Here is a 23,924-nt window from a genome sequence, read left to right on the forward strand (position 1 = left end):
TATGTTATCTTACTGCTTGTCAGCTTCGGCAACTTTTGCTTCTTCGGCCTTTTTACCGTTTGCTTTCTCTTGCAGCTCCAGAATCTCCTCCGAGCGGGAAACCCAAGCACGCTTGCCGAAGATCTGTTCGACATCTTCCGTGTAGATTACTTCCCGTTCCAGCAATACCTGAGCCAGCGTATTGTGGCCTGACGCATGTTCTTTCAGAATACTTTTGGCTCGTTCGTACTGTTCATTGATAATGACCTGTACTTCCTGGTCGATCATCCGAGCTGTTTCCTCGCTGTACGGTTTAGTGAAACCCCAGTCTTGTCCACTTGAATCGTAGTAGTTCAAGTTCGGCAGTCGGTTACTCATACCAAAATAGACGACCATCGCATAAGCCTGTTTAGTCACCCGTTCGAGGTCATTAGATGCTCCGGTAGATATTTTTCCCAAGAAAAGTTCTTCAGCTGCGCGGCCGCCGAGCGTGGCACACATTTCGTCCAGCAATTGTTCACGGGTGGTAATCTGGCGTTCTTCCGGTAAATACCAGGCAGCGCCTAATGCCTTGCCTCGCGGAACGATTGTGACTTTAACTAACGGATTGGCATGTTCTAGCAGCCAGCTCAAGGTTGCGTGACCTGCTTCATGGTTGGCTATGCATTGACGTTCATCCGCAGTTGTTATTTTAGTTCGTTTCTCCAAACCTCCGACGATACGGTCGACCGCATTCATGAAGTCTTCTTTTTGGACAAACTTTTTACCGTTACGAGCGGCAATCAAAGCAGCTTCATTGCAGACATTGGCAATGTCGGCACCGGAGAAACCGGGAGTCTGGCGTGCCAAGAATTCGGCATCGACGCTTTCGTCGATTTTGATCGGACGCAGATGCACTCCGAATATCTCTTTACGCTCGTTCAAGTCGGGTAATTCCACGTGAATCTGGCGGTCGAAACGTCCCGCACGAAGTAGAGCCTTATCCAAGATATCGGCACGGTTCGTAGCTGCCAGGATAATAACACCACTGTTGGAACCGAAACCGTCCATTTCTGTAAGTAACTGGTTCAATGTGTTTTCACGTTCGTCGTTGCTGTTCATGTTTACATTTTTACCACGGGCACGACCGACGGCATCGATCTCGTCAATGAATACGATACAAGGAGCTTTCTCTTTTGCCTGGCGGAACAAGTCACGTACGCGGGATGCTCCCACACCGACAAACATTTCTACGAAGTCCGAGCCTGACAGGGAGAAGAACGGAACATCTGCTTCTCCTGCCACAGCCTTAGCCAATAATGTTTTACCGGTTCCTGGAGGGCCTACGAGTAAGGCTCCTTTAGGTATTTTACCTCCTAATTCCGTATATTTTTCGGGGTTTTTCAAGAAGGAAACGATCTCTTCCACCTCCTGTTTTGCTTCTGCAAGGCCGGCGACATCCTTGAAGGTCACTTTTCGGTCGTTATCTTTATCGAAAAGCTGTGCTTTTGCTTTTCCCACACTGAATACTCCGCCGGGACCACCGCTTGCACCACCTGACATGCGTCGCATCAGAAAGATCCATACGACGATAATCAGCAGGATCGGACCGAACGAAACAAGAAAATTCCAGATCGCGTCGTCGCCTTCTTCGAAGCTGACTTGCGTAGTGATATGATTTTCGGCAACGGATTTGTCATAGAAGTCTGAAAATTTATCGGCCGACGGTATTTTGACATACACTTTCGGGTTTGTACCCAATGTCGCACTGTCTTTTCTGAACACCAGACCTTTCCGTCCGTCTTTTACAGTTGCTTCAACCAGATTCTTTTTGTTGTAGACGACCATCCGGTCGAATACGTTTTCCTGTGCTAATTTCTGGAACTCGGTCCAGCCTAATTCTTTAGATGCCGAAGAGTCGTTTGTCAGATACAAAGCAAAAAGCATTATGAAGATGAGCCCGTACATCCAATAAAGATTAAACTTGAACATCTTTTGCTTATTATTCTTCGGTGCTTTGTTAAACATGTCGTTTTTATTTTCCATATGTGATTATCTCTATACTATGTAAGATCGGTCATCAGTCGAGGTCTACAATCTGAGTCACTTTGGCATCTGACCAAAGATTTTCCAGATTATAGAACTCGCGAAGTTCCGGTAAAAATATGTGTACAAGAACCGTGCCATAGTCCATCCCGATCCATTCGGCACGTTGTGCTCCATCTATCGAAAGCGGTTTTTCTCCTGCCTTGCGATGGGCAAAATCCCAAGCTGAATCAGACAATGCGGAAACCTGGGTAGGTGTACTTCCTTCACAGATTATCATATATTGGCAGATCGAGCCGGATAATTGGGTTAAGTCTACGGTTACAATGTTTTTGCCTTTTTTTTCCTGTAGGCCTTCTACAATCGTTTTAACTAATGCTTCTGTTTGATCCATTATTTTTTATTGAGTAATATTCGAAGTCGCAAATATACTTCTTATATTTATTATGTGGGTGATTTCCCTCTATTAATATATGTATATACTTGCAAAATCAAAACAAGCAGAAAAAGAAAAAAGTTTATTAATGAAAAAAAATTACCATATCGTTTGTTTATTTTGAAAAAGTATGTACTTTTGCACTCGCTAACAACAAGAGAGTTGACAAGCTTAATTGAAATTGTTCAATGGTGTAATGGTAGCACAACAGATTCTGGTCCTGTTAGTCCAGGTTCGAGCCCTGGTTGAACAACGAAATAATTAATTGTCATCTTTGTTGAACGGAAATTGTTCAATGGTGTAATGGTAGCACAACAGATTCTGGTCCTGTTAGTCCAGGTTCGAGCCCTGGTTGAACAACAAAAAGCCTGTCATTCTTTTGAGTGACAGGCTTTTTTCATACATATATTTTACGTTATCACGGCGATCATTACGATCGCCGTGATAGTTTTATTTATATTTTACCCATTTGATCATTTCTTTGATGCTCGGTTTCTTTCCATACATTAAAATACCTACACGGTAAATTTTGGCCGAGAACCAGATGATAAGTATAGCTGTGGCAAACAGCAAAGCAAACGAAAGAGCCAATTCCCATACCGGAATGTCGAACGGCAAGCGGACCATCATCACGATAGGGGAGGTAAACGGGATCATCGAACACCAGAATGCCAGCGGGCCGTCTGGATTATTCATGCTATAGATTCCGGCATACAAGCTGAACGCCATCAAAAGCATAATCGGAGTCATGAACTGCTGAGTGTCTTCCTGCTGTTCCAGAGCGCTTCCGATTGCAGCAAATAGAGCTGCATACAGTAAATAGCCACCGATAAAATAAAGGACAAAACAGGTGCCGATCATACCGAAGTTGATCGAATTGATAATTTCTTGCACCTGGATGCTGATATCGGAAGAACCGGCAGCCACATCGTTTATGCCTTGTGCCGTCATCTGTGCTGTCATCATATCTTCAGGTGACGTGTTGCCACCGAAAAAGAAAAGGCTCCCCGATACCAAGACCGTTGTCAGGATTCCCCACAGGAATACTTGTGTTAGGCCGACGAAACCGATGCCAATGATTTTTCCCATCATCAGGTCGAATGGCTTAACGGACGAAATCATCACTTCGATAATACGGTTTGTCTTTTCTTCCATCACTCCTTGCATGACCATTCCACCGTACATGATGATAAACATATAGATAATGAAAGTCAATATCATGCCTAAGATAGAGGCAACCTCGGCCGAAGTGCTTTTTTCACTTCCGTCTTCATCCCATTTGATGGTTTTGATATTGAAATTGATTTTGCTGTCCTCGATGATCTGTTTCAGGTTGTCGATGTTGTAAGAAGCGAGTTTCTCGTCTTTCAAGTATTCGGACAGTGTTTTGTCGATGGTGTTTTTCAGTCCCATCGGAATTTGTTTCTGCGAATAGAGTGTTGCTGCGGTTGGGTTTTGTAACAAGTCGTCTGTTATATTCAAGAAAGCGAAAATTTCTTTATCCGGGTTTTTACGATATTCTTCCAGGCTGGAACCTTTTTCGGTGATGAAGGTGTATTCTTCTGTGTCTTTAAACAGCGGTGCGTATTTGCCTGTCGTATCGCTGATCGCCACCTGTTTGACATCATCTCCTTTGATGGTGGATAACCAAAGCGGGACGAACACCAGCGCGGCAAACAGGAACGGTGTCAGGAATGTCAGTAACAGAAACGATTTTTTGCTGACACGGCGGAGGTATTCTCTTTTTATTATAAGTCCTATCTTATTCATGCTTGCGTAGTATTTGTACCGGAGACGGTGTTAATAAATATGTCGTTCATCGAAGGGATCTCTTCCGTGAAAGAAATGATTTCAGTCTGTCCCGCCAATGCAGAGAGGAGGGCGGAGTTGGTTATACCCGGCTCTTTATGGATGCGTACCTCGCTTGTTCCGGCCAGGTCTTTTTCCGTCAGCAGGCTGAACATTTCCGGGATGGGTTGCAATTTCCCTGATCCGGTATGGAAACGGAGGGTGAAATTGTTTGTCCGGAAACGGCTTTTCACTTCTGTCACATTGCCGGAAAGCACAACTTGAGAACGGTTGATCAAGGCGATATTGTCACAAATCTCTTCAACAGACGACATGTTGTGCGTGGAAAAGATGATTGTGTGTCCGGCATCTTTGAGTTCGAGGATTTCTTTTTTCAGCAATTCGGCATTCACTGGGTCAAATCCGCTGAACGGTTCGTCGAAGATCAGAAGTTTCGGTTCGTGAATGATGGTGATGATGAATTGTATTTTCTGCTGCATCCCTTTGGACAACTCTTCCAGTTTCTTGTTCCACCAGGGCATGATATCAAATTTTTCGAACCAGCGTATCAACCGTATGCGAGCTTCCTGGTAGGAGAGCCCTTTGAGCTGTGCTAGGTAGATGGCTTGTTCACCGACTTTCATTTTTTTATACAGGCCGCGTTCTTCCGGCAGGTAACCGATCTGGTAGATATCTTCCGGCTGAAATTCACGTCCGTTAAAACGGACAAGGCCGCTGTCGGGGGCCGTGATGCGGTTGATGATACGGATCAGTGTGGTTTTGCCGGCTCCGTTCGGCCCTAATAAGCCGAAGACTTTCCCTTCGGGAACTTGGATGCTGACCTTGTCGAGGGCGAGGTGGTTGGCATATTGTTTTACCACGTCTTCCGTTTCTAAAAAATTCATAGGCATTACATTTTTAATATGATTCTTTCTCCCAATTCTTTACTTAATATATTCTTTATTTCGTTCAGGCGCGTGAGCTTTTTCATCAGCTCGAAAACCTGATCCATGTCTTCGTTGTTTTGCATACTCTTGATCTGTGCCTGTATCTCTTTGATTTGAGAGAGTACATAGGCATCCTTGAAAGCATACAATTCCCGGATTACCAACTGGTCGAGTTTGTCTTCTTCCTGTTCCAGTTCCCGATATTTGGTGTGATACTTGCTTAGCTGATATTTTTCGCTGATCAGGTTGGCGGCAAGGCGACTCACGTTCGGGTCGGGATGGGCGAGGAAATACCGGTTCGCGATGAACCCTTCGGACCGGCAGCGATCGGCCGCTTCATCCATCATACTCTTGAAGAGCGGAGTATAAAAGGTCAGGTCGTCGCGTTCCAGCTCGGAACGGATATATTCGGAAACGCGGATCACGACATCCTCGTTCGTCTCTTCGTCCGTATATTGGAACAGGATACGTTCGCCATAACGCACGATGTAGCGCAGCAGGGCGACTTCGTATGCCTCGTAAGGCGAACGCTTCGGCCCTACCGGAATGTTTGCCGGCGGCGTGAAAGGCGCTGGCGGCGGTATGCTGCCTCCTCCGTCATCGGGACTGTATTCTTCCGGTGGGGGGGGCGGGATCGTATTGTCAGGAGGCAGGGGACTTTCCTGCGGTTGTTCCGCCAGCGTCTCTTCCGGGTAGGGCTGGTAACCGGGAATATCCGGGTATTCGGGGATATTGATGGGAGTAGCCGGAATGGGGGAGGACGGAGTGTTCGCTTGCCTTTCTTCCTTGTTGAGGCGGATTTTGTTCACTTCGTTCAACAGGAGCATCTCGTCTATTTCCATCATCGTACTGCATTCCCGGATATAAAGGGAGCGGGCGATATTGTCGGGGATGATGGCCACCGTCCGGATAATGTCGGAGATTAGCGCCGACCGTTTGATCGGATCCGTTCCTGCATCGTCCAATAGCAGGCGCGTTTTGAAACGGATGAAATCGGTTTCGTTCTGCCGGATAAACTCAGCAAACTGGCTCGCGTTGTGCTTGCGGGCAAAGGAGTCGGGGTCTTCTCCGTCCGGAAGGAGCACCACTTTCACATTCATGCCGTCCTCCAACAGCAGGTCGATACCACGCAAGGCAGCTTTGATACCGGCTGCATCACCGTCATACAAGACCGTGATATTGCTAGTGAAGCGATGTATCAGGCGGATCTGTCCTTGTGTGAGGGCTGTACCCGATGAAGCGACCACGTTCTCGACCCCTGCCTGATGCATGGAAATAACATCCGTGTAGCCTTCCACCAAGAAGCAGCGGTCAGCCTTTACGATCGCCTGTTTGGCGAAATAGATCCCGTAAAGCTCGTTACTCTTATGGTAAATCTCACTTTCGGGCGAGTTGACATATTTGGCTGTCTTTTCGTCTTTCTTCAGGACACGTCCTCCGAAAGCGACGACTTTTCCACTGAGCGTATGGACCGGAAAAATGACACGCCCGCGAAAACGGTCGTTTACCCCGCCGTTGTCGTAGGCGATCACCAAACCTGTCTTTTCGAGAAATTCTTTTTTGTAACCGCTCTTTGTTGCGGCTTTATACAGGGCGTCCCGTTGGTCGAGGCTGTAGCCTAACTGGAATTTGCGAATGGTATCTTCCCGGAAACCACGTTCGGCAAAGTAGCGCAGGCCGGCGGCTTTGCCTTCCTGGTGTTCGTAGAGCTGGGTCGTGAAGTATTTCTGCGCCCAGCTATTGACGATCAGCATGCTTTCGCGGTCGCTGCGCACCTGCTTTTCGCGTTCCGACAGTTCCCGTTCCTGTATTTCGATGTTGTACTTTTTGGCAAGGAAGCGAAGCGCATCATAATAAGAAAGCTGCTCATGCTTCATAATGAAGTGAACAGCCGTACCCCCTTCGCCGCAGGCAAAGCATTTACAGATATTCTTTGCTGGCGACACATAGAAAGAGGGGGACTTGTCGCTATGGAAAGGACACAACCCTACATAGTTTATGCCTCGTTTCCGAAGGGTAACGAATTCGGAAACAACGTCCACAATGTTTGCAGCATCCAGTATCCGGTCTATGGTAGGTTGATCGATCATAAATCTTCTTACTTTTTATGTACAAAGGTAAGAAGATTTGTGATTTTTGAATTATATAATGACAACCTGTTTCTCTATTTATAATTTTGTCTCGTCCTGAGATAGGTTGACTGTGTGTTAAAAAATCTTATTATAGGTTGTCTATAAAAACAAAAAACAGACAAACCGTGTTGATCCATGTAATTTGTTTTTACACATTCCTTGAAGTCTTAAAGTTAGCTTTCTTAACACCATGATGCGTATATTCTAAGATAAATACTTACTTTTGCGTCTGTATCTGATAACATGAAAAAGAAATGAAACGAATACTACATTTGATTTTGATCAGTTGTTTGTGCCTCTCGGCGGCAGCACAGAAAAACGCTCCTAAATGGATGAACAAAGCCAAGAGAGCGGTCTTTACAATTACCACTTATGGAAAGGATGGAAATAAGCTCGCAACTAGTACGGGATTCTTTATTTCCGAAACAGGCGAGGCTGTCTCTGCATACAATATCTTTAAGGGTGCCGAGAAAGCAACAATCACAGACTTTGAGGGAAAAACATTTCTGGTTAAGAATATCCTGGGTGCAGACGAACTGTATGACGCTGTAAAGTTTCAGGTTGAAGTGCCGAAGAAAGCTGTTTTCCTGCCGATTGCTGCTGAGCCGGTGGCAAACGGGACGAATGCCTATCTGCTATTATACTCTACCGGCAAGAACGCCACCTTTAAGTCTGGTGCTATTACCGAAGTAAGTAAGCTGAAAGATCCGTATAAATATTACAAGATGGCAGTCGCATTGGAAGAAAACGAACTCAATGCTCCGTTGCTGACTCCCGAAGGTGAAGTGTTCGGGCTGGCACAAGCGGATGCAGGTGGAAAGAAAGATATTTGCTATGGCCTTTCTGCTGGATATGCAGGTAGCTTGTCAATAGGGTCTGCTGATTATCTGAGTTCTGCATACCGCAATATCAATATACCGAAAGGATGGCCGAAGGAACTGGACCAAGCAACCGTAGCTCTTTACTTGATCAGTGGCACGCAGGACGCAAAGGCACGCTTGGAAACGGTCAACGATTTTATCACCACCTTCCCGGATGCTCCCGACGGTTATCTGAACCGTTCTGATCTTTATGCCTACAATCGTGCGGAATTGGCTAACTCTATGGCTGAACAGGCAATCTATTTGCAAAAGGCACTGGACGACATAAAAACCGCTTCTAAATGTAGCGATAAGAAAGGTGATTTCTGGTATAACCAGGCTAAGTTGATCTACGGTGTTGCTTCGGCCGATAGTACGCTGACTGATCCAGCTTGGACAATCGAAGCCGCTATGGAGGCTTTGGACAAGGCGATCGAAGAGGATAACCTGCCAGCCTATCACCAATTAAGGGCGGATATCCTGTTCAATAAAGGAGAGTTCCAGCAGGCATTCGATGAGTACATGATCGTTAACAACAGCGATGTCGCCTCTGCTTCTTCTTATTATTTGGCTGCAAAGGCAAAGGAACGGGTTACCGGTTTTAATATCGGTGATGTTATCGACCTGCTCGACAAGGCGATCGAGAAATGCGGGACAAATATGAATGCCGAGGCGGCAGCTTATGTGTTGGAACGGATCAATTGGCGCCTGCGCCTTGCACAATACACGGAGGCTATCGCTGATTATGACCTCTATTATACACTGATTGGTGGACAGGTGCTTCCGAACTTCTTCTTTCTGCGCGAACAAGCCAAGTTCCGTGCGGGTGACTTGGAGGGAGCTTTGAAGGATATCCAGGCTGCTATACAGGGAAGTCCCAGCACGCCCGACTACTATGCGGAAGAAGCTTCCATCTATGTTCGCCAGCAGAAGTATGAAGATGCACTGAAAAGTATAGAGAGGGCAATCGCGATTGCTCCAGATTTCGGAGCCTGTTATCGTTTACGGGGCGTTTGTTGCGTCCGTTTGAAGAAGAAAACAGAGGCTTGCGAAGCATTCAACAAAGCTAAAGAATTGGGCGATCCGCTTGCTGGAAAGTTGATAAAGGAACATTGTAAATAAGTGAGTGATATGAAGAAGCTGATGGATGTATTGCCGTTGCTGCTTGTCGTTGTCCTGCTGTTTGGTACGGCTTGTCAGAGCAATAAAAAGAAGGATGCGGAGAGCGCGAATGTAACGTTGTTCGATAAGGATCTGCCGGAGATCAAGACGCTGGTCAACGGAGAATGGGAACTGGTGAGTGGCAAGAACGCCCGTGAGTTCTGCGAATATGAGAATACTTTCATCAAGTTTGCAGACGACCAATATGTCTGGACGGAGGACGGCAAAGCCGAACCGGGGGCTTTGAACTGGCGCAAAGCGGATACGGGGGCCGGATATGAAGCCTATCTGATGGATGTCTTCTACGAGACCAACCCTGCCTATCCTGTGTCTATCAAAGGAGACACTCTTATCCTGCAAGACTGCTCGGAAACAGGATATAAATATACTTTGGTTAGGAAATAGCTTGCGTGAAGCTGTAAATTAATTTTTCTTGTTCGTGATTATGTTCTGTAAAAACCTCAAACAAACTTTTCTCTTTCAGAGATTCGATCTTTTCTTGATATGCCTCACATAGAAGTTTAGCAGTGATGATAAAACCTCTACCCAACAATTCCGCTTCTTTCTGATACAGTTTGGCTTTTACGGCTTTCAGGTAGTTGTTGAGGCTTTTGGCTTCCTCATCTTTACCTTTTACTTGTTGTTTGGTTTTATCCCATTTATCAATATGAACCTGTTTCCCTGTCGGAAAGGAACATTTTTCACCATTGATAGTAATTATGACTTCAATAGGAGCATTCCCATTTTTCCGAACTTTACTTTCTCTTATGAAGAAGAGAATAGAAAATGAACTTCTAACCATCTGTTTAATAAATTAAATTAGACATTTTAGAAGCTCTTTGATTTTGATTATATTATTGTAAATCAGATTATTGGTTGATAATTTGTGACCAGTTTCTTGAAAATGCAGAAATGGTCACAAATTGGTCACAAAATACTTTCAAATTCATTATTTTTTAGGAGAGAAATCTCTTGTCTTGTTTTCTTTTAAAAATGAAAAATCATGAGTGTTTTTATGTATCCTATATACCAATCCCAATGCTTTACAGATAAGATTTGTTGTTTAAAGAAGTATTTGATTGGGCAAGAAAGAAGAAGCATATAAGATATTTCAATAAACAAAAAAAAACTCCCGTAACCATAACGATTACAGGAGTTTATATATTTAGAAATAACTTAAATTACTTCTTCATAGCTTCCTCGATAGCAACAGCCACTGCAACAGTAGCACCTACCATCGGGTTGTTACCCATACCCAGGAATCCCATCATCTCAACGTGAGCAGGTACGGATGAAGAACCAGCGAACTGAGCGTCACCGTGCATACGGCCCATCGTGTCGGTCATACCATAAGAAGCAGGACCGGCTGCCATATTATCCGGGTGCAGGGTACGGCCTGTACCACCACCTGAAGCTACAGAGAAATACGGGTGACCGTTTTCCATACATTCTTTCTTGTAAGTACCTGCAACCGGGTGCTGGAAACGAGTCGGGTTAGTTGAGTTACCTGTGATAGACACGTCAACACCTTCTTTACGCATGATGGCAACACCTTCGCGAACGTCGTCAGCACCGTAGCACTTAACTTTTGCACGCAGACCGTTTGAGTATGCTTTTTCTTCGATTACGTTTACTTCACCAGTCATATAGTCGAACTGAGTTTGAACGTAAGTGAAGCCGTTGATACGGGAAATGATTTTAGCAGCATCCTTACCTAGGCCGTTCAAAATAACACGCAACGGTTCTTTACGAACTTTGTTTGCCATTTCAGCGATCTTGATAGCACCTTCGGCTGCTGCGAAAGATTCGTGACCAGCCAGGAATGCGAAACATTTTGTTTCTTCACGAAGCAAACGAGCTGCCAGGTTACCATGGCCGATACCAACTTTACGATCGTCGGCAACAGAACCGGCGATACAGAATGCCTGCAGACCGATACCGATAGCTTCAGCAGCTTCGGCAGCGTTGGTGCAGCCCTTCTTGATTGCGATTGCAGCACCTACAACGTAAGCCCAGCAAGCATTTTCGAAACAGATAGGTTGTGTTTCCTTACACATTGTATAAGGGTCGATACCTTTAGCGTCGCAGATAGCCTTTGCATCTTCGATACCGTTGATACCATATTCTTTTAAAACCGCGTTGATATGATCGATACGGCGGTCATAACTTTCAAATAAAGCCATATTATTTTTTACTTTTTTAAATTCTTATTTACCAGAAATAAAGATATCAGAAAATTGAAAACAAGTACACCGCCGCAGCAGGCCACATAAAAAGCCATCCAGGGACGGTCCGGCTTAATCACGAAGTAAGCGATAACCGTTGCCACTGTGGTGATAGCGATCAGCCCGAGAAGGACGCGTGTCAGTGTCTTCTTATTCATTACGAGGATCGATATATTTTACAGCTTCTTTGAAACGACCGTAAGAGCCTTTGGCTTTTTCCAGTGCTTCGTTAGCATCCATACCCTTCTTCACCATATCCATGAATTTACCTAAGTGGATAAATTCATAACCGATTACTTCATCGTCAGCATCGAGAGCCATACGAGTACAGTAACCTTCTGCCATTTCCAAGTAACGAGGACCTTTTGCCAATGTACCGAACATGGTTCCTACTTGGCTGCGCAGACCTTTACCCAAGTCTTCCAGACCGGCACCGACAGGCAGACCACCTTCAGAGAAAGCAGACTGTGTACGACCGTAAACGATCTGCAGGAACAATTCGCGCATTGCAGTGTTGATAGCGTCACAAACAAGGTCAGTGTTCAATGCTTCCAACAGTGTTTTGCCCGGCAGGATTTCTGAAGCCATAGCAGCAGAGTGAGTCATTCCGGAGCAACCGATAGTTTCTACAAGTGCTTCCTGGATAATTCCTTCTTTAACGTTCAGAGTCAGCTTACATCCACCCTGTTTCGGTGCACACCAACCGATACCGTGTGTCAAACCAGAAATATCAGAAATCTGAGTTGCTCTAACCCACTTTCCTTCTTCAGGAATCGGAGCACACTGGTGGTTAGCTCCCTTCTTTACAACACACATGTGTTGAACTTCATGTGAATAAATCATAATCGCTAATTTATTATATTAAAGTGATAATAAAACTTTATGCTAATTTTAATGTAAGATCGCTTTTAAAAGACCGCACAAAGATAAAATTTAAAATTCAGCCGTGCAACAGGACCGGTTATTTCAAAACTTCTTTAATTTTATCTTCCAACTCCTGACCGTGCAGGTTCTTGGCGATGATTGTACCGTCTTTGTCAACCAGTACGGTATGAGGGATGCTGTTGACACCATAAAGAGCGGCACCGCTGTTCTGCCAACCTTTCAAGTCGGACAGTTGTGTCCAGGTGATGTTTAGGTCTTTTACGCCTTTGGCCCACGCATCGGCTTTGCTGTCCAACGAGATACCGACAATATCGAATCCTTTGTCCTTGTAATCTTTGTAGGCTTTGACCAGATTCGGCATTTCTGCACGGCAGGGAGGACACCAAGATGCCCAGAAATCAATCAGGACGACTTTGCCGTTACCGACGTATTCGGAAAGTTTGTGCACCTCACCTTTAGCGTTCGGCATTTCGAAATCAGTGAACTTCTGTCCTATGGCTACCTTTTTCAAAACATTCAGATGATCGATCATATAGCTGATTCCCGGAACGGACTTGAAAGAAGAATCTGCTTTGGAGATGATTTCATTTTGCTGCTCTTCGTCGATGTTGTAACGGAAATCGTAGAGGTTCTTGGCGGCAGACTGTTTATCTGTATGAGCCAGGATGTAGTTGACAACGGTTTCCGTAATCTTACGGTCGATCTCTTCATATTTGGCTTCCGCCTGCTTTATCAGATTTTCATCGCCCGACTTCATATCGGCGACCAATTTGTCTATACCAGAACGTAAGTCTTTGATTTTGGCCTGCAATTCTTTTTGTGCGTCATTTTCGGGAGTACCGCTAACAGTGGAAGTAGAGTCCAGCACGACTGCTAATTTTCCGTTTTCAAGTACGAATGTTGCCATGAACGGAGCGTTTTCTCCGGGAGCGACACGCACCGGTTCAACCACTTCTTCCGAAAAACGGAGAGTACGGAGGGCAGGAGCGTTTTGTGTGCCTTTCAAAGCAAAAGATCCGTTTTGTACTAAGGCGCTGTCCAATGGTGCAGCATCTTTTACCCCATATTCATAGAGATATACATACTTACCATTCAAATCACTGTTTGAAACGGTACCGGTAATTTCGTAACCCGGTTTTTCGCTACAGGCTGCAAGAAGCAGGACGGAAGCGGCGATAGGAAGATACTTTTTCATATATTTATGTATTAAAACGATTAATACTTTATTAGTTACAGACGTTTGGCGCAAAAGTAAGAAAAAATTGACACATTATTTGCTATATTTGTGGCCTAATAATCGTTATTATGAATTTATCCTATATAGATACCAGATATGCGGCATTTTTCCGTTTTGTAAGGGCTGTTATTGTCTGTTTGTTCCTTTTTTCTTGTCCGGTGTCTGCGGGGATTTCCCTGCATATGGCAAATAATATAGATTTGTCAAATAATGCTATCCTTGACATGTATCAGGATGAGAACGGTTATATGTGGATCGGTACCTACGACGGTTTGAATCTGTATAACGGCAAGAATACATATGTATTTCGCTTTGAACCGAATAACAAGAATACCTTATGCAGTAATATCATCAATAAAATCGTGTATGGTGGGGATGGATTTCTGTGGGTATCGACTTCTATGGGATTGAATCGGTTCTCGTTGAAAGACCGGAAGGTGACGGAGTCCTACACGGAATATCCCGAATGTTTGAATGTGGTGTCTGATTCGGCTGGTAATACACTGCTCATAAAGCAAAAAGATTTTATCTCCTGCTATTCTCCCGAAACCGGCTCTTTTCAGGATGTACATGTACAGGGAATGAATGAAGAAGTATCCAAAGTCTTGTTTGCAAACGGAGAAAGGCAATTCTTTATTCTTGACGCCGATGGCTGCCTGCTTGAGATTTGTCCGGATTTTGAGTCTTTTCCCTTGGTATTGGACATAAAGAAAACTCCGATTCATGAAAAGGAAATTGACCGTGCTTATTACCTCGATGGCACTTTGTATTATGTGGATATGGAAAACCACTTTTATTCTTACCGGATGAAAGATCGCAGGAAAGAGTATCTGGCCGACCTTACCGGCTGGATGGAGCAATATGGAAAGCTTTCCCGTATCGCTTTGTTTCATTCCGTCCCCTACTTGGTTTTCAGGAACGGGCTTTTGCTAAACATCGATAATCAGGAAGAGGCATTGAGGTTTGATGTCGGGCTATTTTGTGTTTTACCTGACCGGAAGCAGGATATCCTATGGGTGGGGACGGACGGGCAGGGAGTCCGGATGTATTATGACAAGTATAACCGATTTTCAGGGATTCAACTCAAGAGTTTGCCGATTGTCGTGCGGAATCCGGTCCGTTCGATCTATACCGAGGATGAGAAAACAATTTGGTTCGGAACTAAAGGAAATGGTTTTGTGCGTGTGGAAGATTATGATTCCTATGAAAAAGGAAAAATACCAGCCGAGAAAGTCAAACACTTCACAACATCGAGCGGCTTGTCTAGTGATCGTGTCTATTGTTTCCGTAAAAGTAACTATTATCCCTGGGTGTGGATCGGGACAGAAGGACCGGGGTTGTCATATTATTCCTTAGTGGACAAGAAAGTCCATACGATGGCAAGTCTTGTTGATACAAAGATCAGATATGTCCATGCCATCCGTGAAGTGAATGATTCGACGTTATGGATGGCAACGACCGGAGATGGTTTGCTGGAAGTTGTTATTGGTAGAAAAGGGGGGGAGCTTGTGATTAAATATGTAAAGTCTTTTATCCTTGAAAAGGATGGAAAGATTTGTAATGAGTTCCATTCTATGAGTTATGATGATGAGGCTTCTCTTCTTTATTTAGGGAGCCGTGGGGGATATGGATTGGTTCGTTTTAATCTGTTGACTAAGAAATACGAATTTATTCCGATGAATAATGCCGGTAACCGGGCGGTAGGGGATGTGCTTTGTATGTGTTATAGCAAGGATTCTACTTTTTATCTGGGGGCGAGTTCTGGTATGACACAGATGAAATTACATTCTGGGAACCCGGCGGAAGTACGCCAATATAGCAGGATCGACGGTATCAAGAATGATATGGTTCACGGTATTCTGGAAGATTCTGACGGCTGTGTTTGGCTGAGTACGAATAAGGGACTTACCAAATATAATCCTCACAATCGTTTTTTTCATAATTATGAAAGTCCTGATCTGGATGTGACGGAATTCTCGGATGATGCTTATTGGAAGTGCCCTTACACGGGAAAACTGTTCTTCGGTGGGATTAACGGGGTGATATGGGTAGATCCGCAAAACGACCGGCAGGAGAATTATAAGCCGGCCTTACATTTTTTTGAAATGAAGATGGGGCATGAAACGCATAGTTTGTATGACTATACGGATCAGAAAACCGGATATGTGACCATTCCCCCCAACATATCCACATTTTCGATTTCTTTTGTGGCGACCGACTATATACACGGGGAAAACTATGAGTATTCGTACTTATTGGAAAACTATAATACATCATGGACCGAACTGCAGAAAGATAACGAGGTTGTTTTTACGAAGTTACCTTATGGCAATTATGTTTTGAAAGTCCGTTACAAGAATGATGTGTTCGATTCGGATGCCAAGGAGTATTTTTTGCATATACGGGTGTTGCCTCCCTGGTATCGCGGTTCTTGGGCCATGATTGCCTATGGTTTGGTACTGGCGACCATATGTTTGGGTATCGTGTATTGGCTGCGCCGCCGGATTGTGGAAAAACAGGCCGAAGTCGCCCGGAAAATCAGAGAAGAGCAAAAAGAAAAACTATATGAAGCGAAGTTGAATTTCTTTGCCAACATCACGCATGAGCTTTGTACGCCTTTGACTTTGATTAATGGCGTAAATGATTATATCAAGATATCCGCTGACCGATTGGCTGATGGGAAATTGGAGAAGTATGCCCGTATCCTGGGTGAGAATGTCACAAATCTGAATGAGTTGATCCAGGAAATTTTGGATATCAGAAAGATCGAGGAGGTCGGATTCAGTCATATACAGATCAAACGGGTGTCCGTAAGCAGTTTGATCCGGAAGCAATGCGAATCGTTTATACCTGTTGCGGAGCAGAACGGGATCAATTTTACCTTCAGTGATGTTGATAAACCGGTTTATTGGAATACGGATGTACCCAGTTTGAAAAAGATTATACGCAATTTGGTGTCGAATGCATTCAAGTACACGGAACAGAAAGGTACGATTGATGTTTCTGTCCGGATAGAAAATGAGTCTCTGATAATAAAGGTATATAATACGGGTAAGGGGATAGCGGAAGCTGACTTGAAAACGATTTTTGATCGTTTTCATATCTTAGGAGATTTGGATGGAAATAATTATACTCAGATGACTTCCAGAAACGGATTAGGACTTTTCATCTGCCATAGTATGGTCCAGTTGCTTCGTGGTGAGATAAATGTGGAAAGCAAGGAGGGGGAATCTGCCGGATTTATCGTTACGTTGCCTTATCTGGAGGTCGAGGAAATGGATTTAGACGAACAAGCCGATGAAGAGGTTCCGGTTGCACAACCAGTGGTTTCGGCAGTGGCTGCCGAAACCACTGGGAATATCGGTAATCCGGTTATCTTGGTGGTTGATGATAACCGGGATATCGTTTGGCTGATTAAGGAAACTTTATCGTCCGAATATGCCGTTCGGGAGGCATTTAATGCAGAAGAGGCTTTGGCCTTGATGGACCAGCAAACTCCTGATTTGATTATTACGGATATCATGATGCCGAGTATGGATGGGTTTGCGTTGATCAGCCGTATCAAGTCTGATAAGTTCACCCGGCATATACCTTTAATCGTAGTATCGGCAAAAGTCTCGGAAAGCGAACAGGCGGAAGGATTGGATCTGGGTGCCGATGTATACCTGACCAAGCCATTCTCATCCGTAGTGCTCCATTCCGTTGTGAACAGATTGATGGCGAATAAAAAAGAACTGAAAGACTATTATTATTCTCCGGAAAGCGCTTATGAGCAGTCCGGCGGCCAGTTGATCCATCAGGAAGATAAGGAGTTTATGGATTCCGTGACAGCTATAATTAAGGAAAACCTTGCTCAGGATACGTTGCGTCCTGAACTTATAGCCGACAAATTAGGCATGAATACCCGTGCTTTGTATCGTCGTTTTAAAAAAATTTCACCGTTGACACCGAGTGATTTTATCAAGGACTACCGCATGATGCATGCTGCCCGGCTTTTAGTCACGACGAACCTGAGTGTGCAAGAAATCATCTATCAGGTCGGAATTTCCAACAAGTCCTATTTTTATCGTGAGTTTTCAGCCAAATACGGAGTTACACCGGGAGAGTATCGACGGATGCAATAGGGCGTTTCCAAATGTAACTGATTTTTATTCGTAGTCTTTAATTCGGTTTATCCGATATAATTGGATAAAGCAGACAATACCCCCTTTTTGGTCATATTTCTATTTCTGTTGAAATATCGGTTCGTCTTGAATTGTCGTTTTTCTTGTCTTTCCGATTTTGGAGTGTCATTACATGTCAAGTGTTTGGCGTGTCATTTGGATGCAGGGGTTGATCTGTCGACAGACTTTACAAATGCGAAATAATCTTTTATTGTTTTTTTGTGTAGTGTCCTGATTGTACAAAAGAGTGTCATAATCGGTCATAGGTTGAATATGATACTCTTTTTGCTGCCCTGTGTTACTGTAATTGTGTTAAGATCGGCTAATATTGTCATTGAATTACAAAAAATAAAATTAAAAAATATAGATTGGAAGATAGTTCTTTCAATTTTCTGAATTTTAATGTGTTCATGTTAAATTAAAAGCAAAAAAATGATGAATGAATCTAAGCTATTATCCCCAAATGGGATAGTGAAGGCCTCAGCCTTATGCTTATTAATGTCTGCTTTTTCTGTTAATGCCGCATTTGCTGTTCCGGTATTGGATCGTGAAGTGATGGTTATACAACAAGGTCGGACTTTGACGGGTACTGTGGTTGATAATTTTGGAGACCCTGTTATTGGTGCCAATGTGATCGTCAAAGGAACAACGATCGGTAACATTACCGATGTGAACGGTACATTTACTGTTGAAAATGTACCGGATGATGCTGTATTGCAAATCTCTTATATCGGTTTTAAGACATTGGAAGTGCCGGTAAAAGGTCAGACAACCTTTAATATTACATTGCAAGAAGACACTGAGAACTTGCAGGAAGTAGTGGTGGTCGGTTATGGTTCTTCTGTGAAGAAGGATTTGACTACGGCAGTTACGAGTGTAAGTAGCAAAGATTTTTTGGCTGGTGCCGTGAATGATCCGATGCAGATGGTGGATGGAAAAGTAGCCGGAGTCGTGGTTAATAGTGTTGCCGCTGCTGACCCGAATACGAGTGGTAGTATTCAAGTGCGTGGAGCTTCTTCTTTGAAGGCCGGTAACAGTCCGTTGATTGTGATTGATGGTATGCCGGGAGGAGATTTGCGTAATTTGGCACAGTCGGATATCGAGTCTATTACCGTATTGAAAGATGGTTCTGCCGCAGCTATCTATGGTTCTCGTGGTGCAAATGGTGTAATCTTAGTAACGACCAAACAGGGAAAGGCGGGTAAGACGACCATTACGTATGATGGCTATGTCGAACATGATTTTGTGGCAAGCAAACCGGATGTTTTGGATGCAGAAGCCTATTTGGACAAGGTTACAGGTGCTGTTGATTACGGGCATCGAACCAATTGGTATGATGAGTTGATCAATAAAAATAATTTTGGTCATAATCACAATATTTCATTGTCCGGTGGTAGCGAAACAACTATTTTCCGTATGTCTGCTAACTTTAAAGGTAAGGAAGGATTGGATATCGCTTCTGATCGTAAAGAATACGGTTTACGTGGAAACTTTAAGCATACGACTTTGGAGGGGTTGTTGGAAGTAGGCGGTAATTTCTCTTATCGTATAGCTGACGAAGATTATACGGATTATGCTTCGTTCAAGCAGGCTGTTCAGTTGAATCCGACGTTCAGTGTGGATGAGATGGATGCATTCAAAGGTAATAGTTATTCCTTTAATCCTGTCAAAAATTTGACGGAGCAGGAGAATGGTGCAAAACAGGAATATTCCACAATCGATTTGAACTTGAAACTGAACATTCTGAAAAATCTGAATACAGAATTAAAGCTTGGTCGCCAAGGACATAACAAGAAACAGTCTCAGTATAAGTTCAAGACACATAAAGATTGTATTAATGGAAATTATAATGGTTATGCACTCTTGAAACAGGAAGCTTGGACAGATTGGACATTGGAATGGTTGGGAAATTATTCGTTCAAAATCAATGATGAACATGATTTCAAAATTATGGGCGGTTATTCCTATCAGCAATTCGATTACGAATGGTTCTCAGCATCGAACCGTGATTTTCCTTCCGATGCATTCTTATATAACTATCTTCAAGGCGGTGAGTACGAAAAGGTGAATGGCCGCTTGGGGATGGAATCCCATAAAGAAGAAGAAAAAACAATCGCGTTTTTGGGGCGTATTAATTATAACTGGAATGACGTATTCTTGTTTACAGGATCTTTACGCCATGAAGGTAACTCTAAGTTTGGTGAAGATCATAAATGGGGACTTTTCCCGGCAGCATCGGCTGCTTGGCGTGTGTCCAAATTGCCGGTGTTTGAAAACAGTTCTGCCGTTGACGATTTAAAACTTCGTTTTTCGTATGGTGTAACCGGACGTTCCGGGTTCGACCGTTATACGGCACAGGCCAAATATTCTGGATTCGGACAGTACTATAGTGATACTTATGGTAAATTTATCATGGGGTATGGACCAGGTAATAACCCAAATTATGATTTGGCTTGGGAAAAACAGATTTCTTACAACTTGGGTATTGATTATACTTTATTTAACTCTCGTCTGTCGGGTAGCTTTGATGCATTCATTCGTGAAGGTCGTGATGTAATCGGTGAATATCCTGTTCCTTTGCCACCGTATCTGCATGATAAAATTTATGCAAATGTGGGTACAACTACATCTAAAGGTTTTGAGTTCCAAGTGAATTGGGATGCAGTACAAACAAAAGATTTTTCTTATTCTACAAATTTGAATTTGGCTTATACAAAATCCAAACTGAAATCATTCTCTAACGAAAAGTATCAGTTGGGGTATATAGAAGGTGATGGATTCCCCTCTCCGGGTAATCCTGGTTCGGCTCAGCGTCTAGAAGACGGAATCGAGATAGGTTCTTTTTATGGATTCCGTTATGCAGGTGTCGATGATGCAGGTAATATCCTGATTTGGGAAAAAGGTGAAGAAGGTGGAGTAACGAAGTTGGGAGCCGATGGTAATGAACAGGATAAGGTTTATCTGGATGGAACAGGTGTTCCCAAGTGGGAGTTGTCTTGGGGAAATACGTTCAGATATAAAGACTTTGATTTGTCTTTGTTCTTCCGTGGACGTTTTCGCTATAAAGTGATGAACCAGTATGAAATGTATTATGGTCTGCAAGTGGTTTCCGGCGATAACAAGTTATCTTCCGCTTATGAAGAAAATGCTCATATCAAAGGTCCGAAAGTGATTTGTGACTATTTCTTGCAGAATGGTAATTATTTACGTTTGGACAATATCACATTGGGTTGGACTCCGAAATTGAATACGAAGTGGATTTCTAATTTACGTGTGTATGGTACGTTGAAGAACGTGTTTACATTGACTAAGTATTCGGGGGTAGATCCGACGACGGTGACGACTACAGGCTTGTGGCCGGGAATCGGTGGAATGGAGGTCTATCCGACCGCAAGGAATCTGACATTTGGCGTACAAATCACTTATTAATTAAATTAAGAGACAGAACATGAAAAAAATTAAATTATTATGTGCTGCAGGTTTGTTGGGTGCTCTTGCCATGACATCTTGTACGGATCTGACAGAAAAAGTATATTCAGATTTAGTGAGAGACAATTATTATACGGATAAATTGTCTGTTGAAGCTGCCGTGGTTCGTTGTTTCGAACATAGTGACAATGTTACGTGGCGCGGTGATATCTGGAAGTTGCAGGAATTGACAGGTGACCATTTTGTCTGGACACAGAAAGGACGGCACGGATATGACGATGGCCAATGGATTCGCCTGCACGAACATAAATGGAACTATATTCAAGGACAGATCAACGGTGCTTGGGTGGCATCTTACCAGTGTATCAGTCAGGTAAACACGGTGTTGCGTGATTTCAATACGGTTGATTTTAGTGCGATCGGTGTTACTGATGAAGAGAAGGCTGCTTATTATAGTGACTTACGTGTATTGCGGGCTTGGTACTACATGTTTTTGTTGGATTTTTACCGTCAGGTTCCAATCGCTACGGAACAACAGGCTTCTGATGAAATCGTGCCTCAGAGTACAGCAAAAGAGGTTTATGATTTCATTGAGTCGGAATTGAAAGAATGTATCCCTACATTGCCGAAAGAAAAACGTCTCGGACGTTGGACACAGGGACCGGCAGCCGGTTTGTTGGTTCGTCTTTATTTGAATGCCAAGGTGTGGATTGGTGAGGATCATTATGCTGATTGTAAGCAATGGGCGGAAGATATTATTGCCGGTAAATATGGTACATACAGCATAAACCAACAAGATTATCGTGATCCGTTCCGTTCTGGTATCAATAAATATCAGTCTCCTGAGAATATGTTCGAGTTTTGGCACGAACGCGGTCGTTTGGAACAACAGACGATGTGGGCAGATGGTATGCACTATTCTGCAGCCCAGACGATTGGTAGCGATGGTGGTGGCAACAACGGTATCCATTTGCAGCCTTCTCGTGACTTCCAAGGAAATGTGTATCAGTTTGCCAGCGGACTCGGAAATCCATTTGAAAAATATGCGAAGTGTGACTATCGTGTAATTCCTTTCCATACGACAGATGCGAAAGGTGGTTATGAAGGTTTCTTCTTGCAAGGGGCACAGATGAAATATGACGAGTCGAAGCAATATGGTTTTACAGATGAAAATGTGAATGGCTCCGAAGAATGGATGGGTTTCCCGTTGGTGTTTGTCGACCAGGTAGGACGTTTTTCAGAAGATAAGTCGTTGAACGCCGAAAACAAGAAACAAGCCTTGTTGGATGCTGCTGCCCGTGGGGGATATTTCATTTGTAATGATGCTGATGTGATCGCGAAAGGTTCTCAGGTGACTACCGGTGAAGAAAATTCCGGTTTCCGTTTCAATAAATTCCCTTATTTACCGGATCATGATGGTTTGTTCCGTTCTCAGTCTACTCCTGAGATGCGCTTGTCTGAAATGTATTACTCATTGGCAGAATGCTATTACAGGGAAGGAAATAAGGCAAAAGCAGCTGAACTATTGGATTATGTACGGGTAAGAAATTACCCTGCGGAAGAATGGTCGAAATATAGCTATGTGGCAAATCTGGATAAGTTGACGGATTCTGAATTTTTAGATGAGTGGGGACGTGAGTTCATCGGTGAACGCCGCCGCCGTATTGATTTGATTCGTTGGAATAAATTCCATGAAGAATGGTGGAATAAGGGAAAAGATGCTACAGACAAAGAATATAGCTATTTCCCTATTCCTCAAAACCAACTGAATGCAAGTCCGATCCTGAAACAGACAACTCCGGGTTGGGAATAATGGTGCATGGCTGACTGAAAGAATGGCTATTTTGAATATTAATGTAGCACTTAATTATAATAGGCTATTTTTTCAGAATAATATAACGAGTCTGCTGAGTTTTTCTTGGCAGGCTTGTTTGTTTTTAGGGCAACCAAAATTACTATCCGGGATCACCTTTTTTCCCTTATGAAAATTTCGCATACCAACCATCATACTGTCATTTCTGGTTGTTAACTGTTGCTTTACAGTATGTTAAAGTATGACAGTTGCTGTTTTTCACTATCATTCTACCATCATGCATCTATCATGATTTTTACTTGTCGGTTTATTTATATGGTTGATAATGGGATGTTTGCATTTATATAAGCCCAAATGGTCATCGATAAAACGAGAACGTTTTTGTGTTAAAACGACCTTGTTTGCCGGACAAGATGCAAAAACGAGGCATAAAAACACCCACGGCATGGCGGATAAACATCCACGCATCCACGGAAAGGCCTTGCACAGACCCGGGTCTGCACCTCTCCCACACCCGGGTCTCCGTGGCTCTTACACCCGGGTCTCAAGCGGCTCTTCAAGCCGTTTTTGACAAAAGAAAAGCCGGTCTTGATGAAAAATGAAGCTGTTTTAACATGTTTTGTACCTGTTCCCGGACGGTCTCTGTTATTGTCGTATAATTGATACACTGGATGTTATCGTTTTTTCGCCATGATGGTTATGACAGATGAATGATAGTAAAAAACGGCAACTGTCATGCTGTAACTTATTGGTTTAAAGTTGTATATAGACGGATATGGTAGTATGATGGTTGGTTTTGCAAAACAGTTATGTAATTAGTCCGTATCGGTGACGAAAACAGATG

15 protein-coding genes and 2 tRNA genes are annotated in these 23,924 nt (G+C 43.6%); 7 read left to right on the forward strand and 10 right to left on the reverse strand.

Annotated elements, in window-relative coordinates; translation table 11 throughout:
- Window positions 1–9: 9 nt before the first annotated feature.
- Window positions 10–2,004 (reverse strand): ATP-dependent zinc metalloprotease FtsH, encoded by a 1,995-nt coding sequence (ftsH, locus tag NQ542_RS01690; RefSeq protein ID WP_005640938.1) that lies wholly within the window; start codon window positions 2,002–2,004, stop codon window positions 10–12.
- A gap of 34 nt (window positions 2,005–2,038) precedes the next feature.
- Complete coding sequence (rsfS, locus tag NQ542_RS01695; protein ID WP_005640937.1) at window positions 2,039–2,398, reverse strand: ribosome silencing factor; 360 nt, start codon at window positions 2,396–2,398, stop codon at window positions 2,039–2,041.
- Window positions 2,399–2,622: 224 nt separating this feature from the next.
- On the opposite strand from rsfS, the gene NQ542_RS01700 reads away from it, so the two are divergent.
- Window positions 2,623–2,693: transfer RNA gene (locus NQ542_RS01700), tRNA-Gln, on the forward strand.
- 36 nt (window positions 2,694–2,729) lie between these two features.
- Window positions 2,730–2,800, forward strand: a tRNA-Gln gene (locus NQ542_RS01705).
- A 90-nt stretch (window positions 2,801–2,890) separates the two neighbouring features.
- Here NQ542_RS01705 and NQ542_RS01710 read toward each other — a convergent pair.
- From NQ542_RS01710 to dnaG, 3 genes are read right to left on the reverse strand one after another with little or no spacing between them, the layout of a single operon-like run.
- Window positions 2,891–4,210, reverse strand: a complete 1,320-nt coding sequence (locus NQ542_RS01710; RefSeq protein ID WP_005640935.1) for an ABC transporter permease — start codon at window positions 4,208–4,210, stop codon at window positions 2,891–2,893.
- Window positions 4,207–5,133, reverse strand: coding sequence for an ABC transporter ATP-binding protein (locus NQ542_RS01715; protein WP_005647752.1), 927 nt, complete (start codon window positions 5,131–5,133; stop codon window positions 4,207–4,209). The genes NQ542_RS01710 and NQ542_RS01715 overlap by 4 nt, the downstream gene beginning before the upstream one ends.
- Window positions 5,134–5,138: 5 nt before the next feature.
- Window positions 5,139–7,265 (reverse strand): DNA primase, encoded by a 2,127-nt coding sequence (gene dnaG, locus NQ542_RS01720; RefSeq protein ID WP_005640932.1) that lies wholly within the window; start codon window positions 7,263–7,265, stop codon window positions 5,139–5,141.
- A 296-nt stretch (window positions 7,266–7,561) separates the two neighbouring features.
- Between dnaG and NQ542_RS01725 the strand changes: the two genes are divergently transcribed.
- Together NQ542_RS01725 and NQ542_RS01730 are read left to right on the forward strand one after the other, a co-directional pair.
- Entirely contained in the window at window positions 7,562–9,289 is a 1,728-nt protein-coding gene (locus NQ542_RS01725; RefSeq protein ID WP_005640930.1) for a serine protease, read from the forward strand.
- Between the two features lie 9 nt (window positions 9,290–9,298).
- Window positions 9,299–9,733, forward strand: coding sequence for a hypothetical protein (locus tag NQ542_RS01730; protein WP_005651271.1), 435 nt, complete (start codon window positions 9,299–9,301; stop codon window positions 9,731–9,733).
- On the opposite strand, the gene NQ542_RS01735 is transcribed toward NQ542_RS01730, so the two are convergent.
- From NQ542_RS01735 to NQ542_RS01755, 5 genes are all read right to left on the reverse strand, one after another.
- Window positions 9,723–10,130, reverse strand: coding sequence for an Arm DNA-binding domain-containing protein (locus NQ542_RS01735; protein ID WP_005640926.1), 408 nt, complete (start codon window positions 10,128–10,130; stop codon window positions 9,723–9,725). The genes NQ542_RS01730 and NQ542_RS01735 overlap by 11 nt on opposite strands.
- Window positions 10,131–10,509: 379 nt before the next feature.
- Window positions 10,510–11,511 (reverse strand): GGGtGRT protein, encoded by a 1,002-nt coding sequence (locus NQ542_RS01740; RefSeq protein WP_005640922.1) that lies wholly within the window; start codon window positions 11,509–11,511, stop codon window positions 10,510–10,512.
- An 8-nt stretch (window positions 11,512–11,519) separates the two neighbouring features.
- A complete protein-coding gene (locus NQ542_RS01745) occupies window positions 11,520–11,711 on the reverse strand; it encodes a hypothetical protein (RefSeq protein WP_005640920.1) in 192 nt (63 codons plus the stop codon).
- A complete protein-coding gene (locus NQ542_RS01750; protein ID WP_005640918.1) occupies window positions 11,704–12,396 on the reverse strand; it encodes an iron-sulfur cluster assembly scaffold protein in 693 nt (230 codons plus the stop codon). Before NQ542_RS01750 ends, NQ542_RS01745 begins: the two co-directional genes overlap by 8 nt.
- Window positions 12,397–12,514: 118 nt before the next feature.
- A complete protein-coding gene (locus tag NQ542_RS01755) occupies window positions 12,515–13,633 on the reverse strand; it encodes a redoxin domain-containing protein (RefSeq protein ID WP_005640914.1) in 1,119 nt (372 codons plus the stop codon).
- A 110-nt stretch (window positions 13,634–13,743) separates the two neighbouring features.
- Between NQ542_RS01755 and NQ542_RS01760 the strand changes: the two genes are divergently transcribed.
- From NQ542_RS01760 to NQ542_RS01770, 3 genes are all read left to right on the forward strand, one after another.
- On the forward strand, window positions 13,744–17,799 hold the full coding sequence (locus tag NQ542_RS01760) for a hybrid sensor histidine kinase/response regulator transcription factor (protein ID WP_005651285.1): 4,056 nt from the start codon (window positions 13,744–13,746) through the stop codon (window positions 17,797–17,799).
- A gap of 471 nt (window positions 17,800–18,270) precedes the next feature.
- The gene (locus tag NQ542_RS01765) at window positions 18,271–21,267 is read left to right on the forward strand and encodes a SusC/RagA family TonB-linked outer membrane protein (protein WP_005640906.1); all 2,997 of its coding nucleotides are present in this window, start codon (window positions 18,271–18,273) and stop codon (window positions 21,265–21,267) included.
- 19 nt (window positions 21,268–21,286) lie between these two features.
- Complete coding sequence (locus tag NQ542_RS01770; protein WP_005640904.1) at window positions 21,287–23,080, forward strand: RagB/SusD family nutrient uptake outer membrane protein; 1,794 nt, start codon at window positions 21,287–21,289, stop codon at window positions 23,078–23,080.
- The last annotated feature ends 844 nt before the right edge of the window (window positions 23,081–23,924 follow it).

The organism is Parabacteroides merdae ATCC 43184 (genome assembly GCF_025151215.1).
Taxonomy (GTDB): Bacteria; Bacteroidota; Bacteroidia; order Bacteroidales; family Tannerellaceae; genus Parabacteroides; species Parabacteroides merdae.

Coding starts and splice junctions, on each gene's coding strand:
- ftsH (WP_005640938.1), bottom strand. CDS start 2,004: ATGGAAAATAAAAACGACATGTTTAACAAAGCACCGAAGAATAATAAG.
- rsfS (WP_005640937.1), bottom strand. CDS start 2,398: ATGGATCAAACAGAAGCATTAGTTAAAACGATTGTAGAAGGCCTACAG.
- NQ542_RS01710 (WP_005640935.1), bottom strand. CDS start 4,210: ATGAATAAGATAGGACTTATAATAAAAAGAGAATACCTCCGCCGTGTC.
- NQ542_RS01715 (WP_005647752.1), bottom strand. CDS start 5,133: ATGAATTTTTTAGAAACGGAAGACGTGGTAAAACAATATGCCAACCAC.
- dnaG (WP_005640932.1), bottom strand. CDS start 7,265: ATGATCGATCAACCTACCATAGACCGGATACTGGATGCTGCAAACATT.
- NQ542_RS01725 (WP_005640930.1), top strand. CDS start 7,562: ATGAAACGAATACTACATTTGATTTTGATCAGTTGTTTGTGCCTCTCG.
- NQ542_RS01730 (WP_005651271.1), top strand. CDS start 9,299: ATGAAGAAGCTGATGGATGTATTGCCGTTGCTGCTTGTCGTTGTCCTG.
- NQ542_RS01735 (WP_005640926.1), bottom strand. CDS start 10,130: ATGGTTAGAAGTTCATTTTCTATTCTCTTCTTCATAAGAGAAAGTAAA.
- NQ542_RS01740 (WP_005640922.1), bottom strand. CDS start 11,511: ATGGCTTTATTTGAAAGTTATGACCGCCGTATCGATCATATCAACGCG.
- NQ542_RS01745 (WP_005640920.1), bottom strand. CDS start 11,711: ATGAATAAGAAGACACTGACACGCGTCCTTCTCGGGCTGATCGCTATC.
- NQ542_RS01750 (WP_005640918.1), bottom strand. CDS start 12,396: ATGATTTATTCACATGAAGTTCAACACATGTGTGTTGTAAAGAAGGGA.
- NQ542_RS01755 (WP_005640914.1), bottom strand. CDS start 13,633: ATGAAAAAGTATCTTCCTATCGCCGCTTCCGTCCTGCTTCTTGCAGCC.
- NQ542_RS01760 (WP_005651285.1), top strand. CDS start 13,744: ATGAATTTATCCTATATAGATACCAGATATGCGGCATTTTTCCGTTTT.
- NQ542_RS01765 (WP_005640906.1), top strand. CDS start 18,271: ATGATGAATGAATCTAAGCTATTATCCCCAAATGGGATAGTGAAGGCC.
- NQ542_RS01770 (WP_005640904.1), top strand. CDS start 21,287: ATGAAAAAAATTAAATTATTATGTGCTGCAGGTTTGTTGGGTGCTCTT.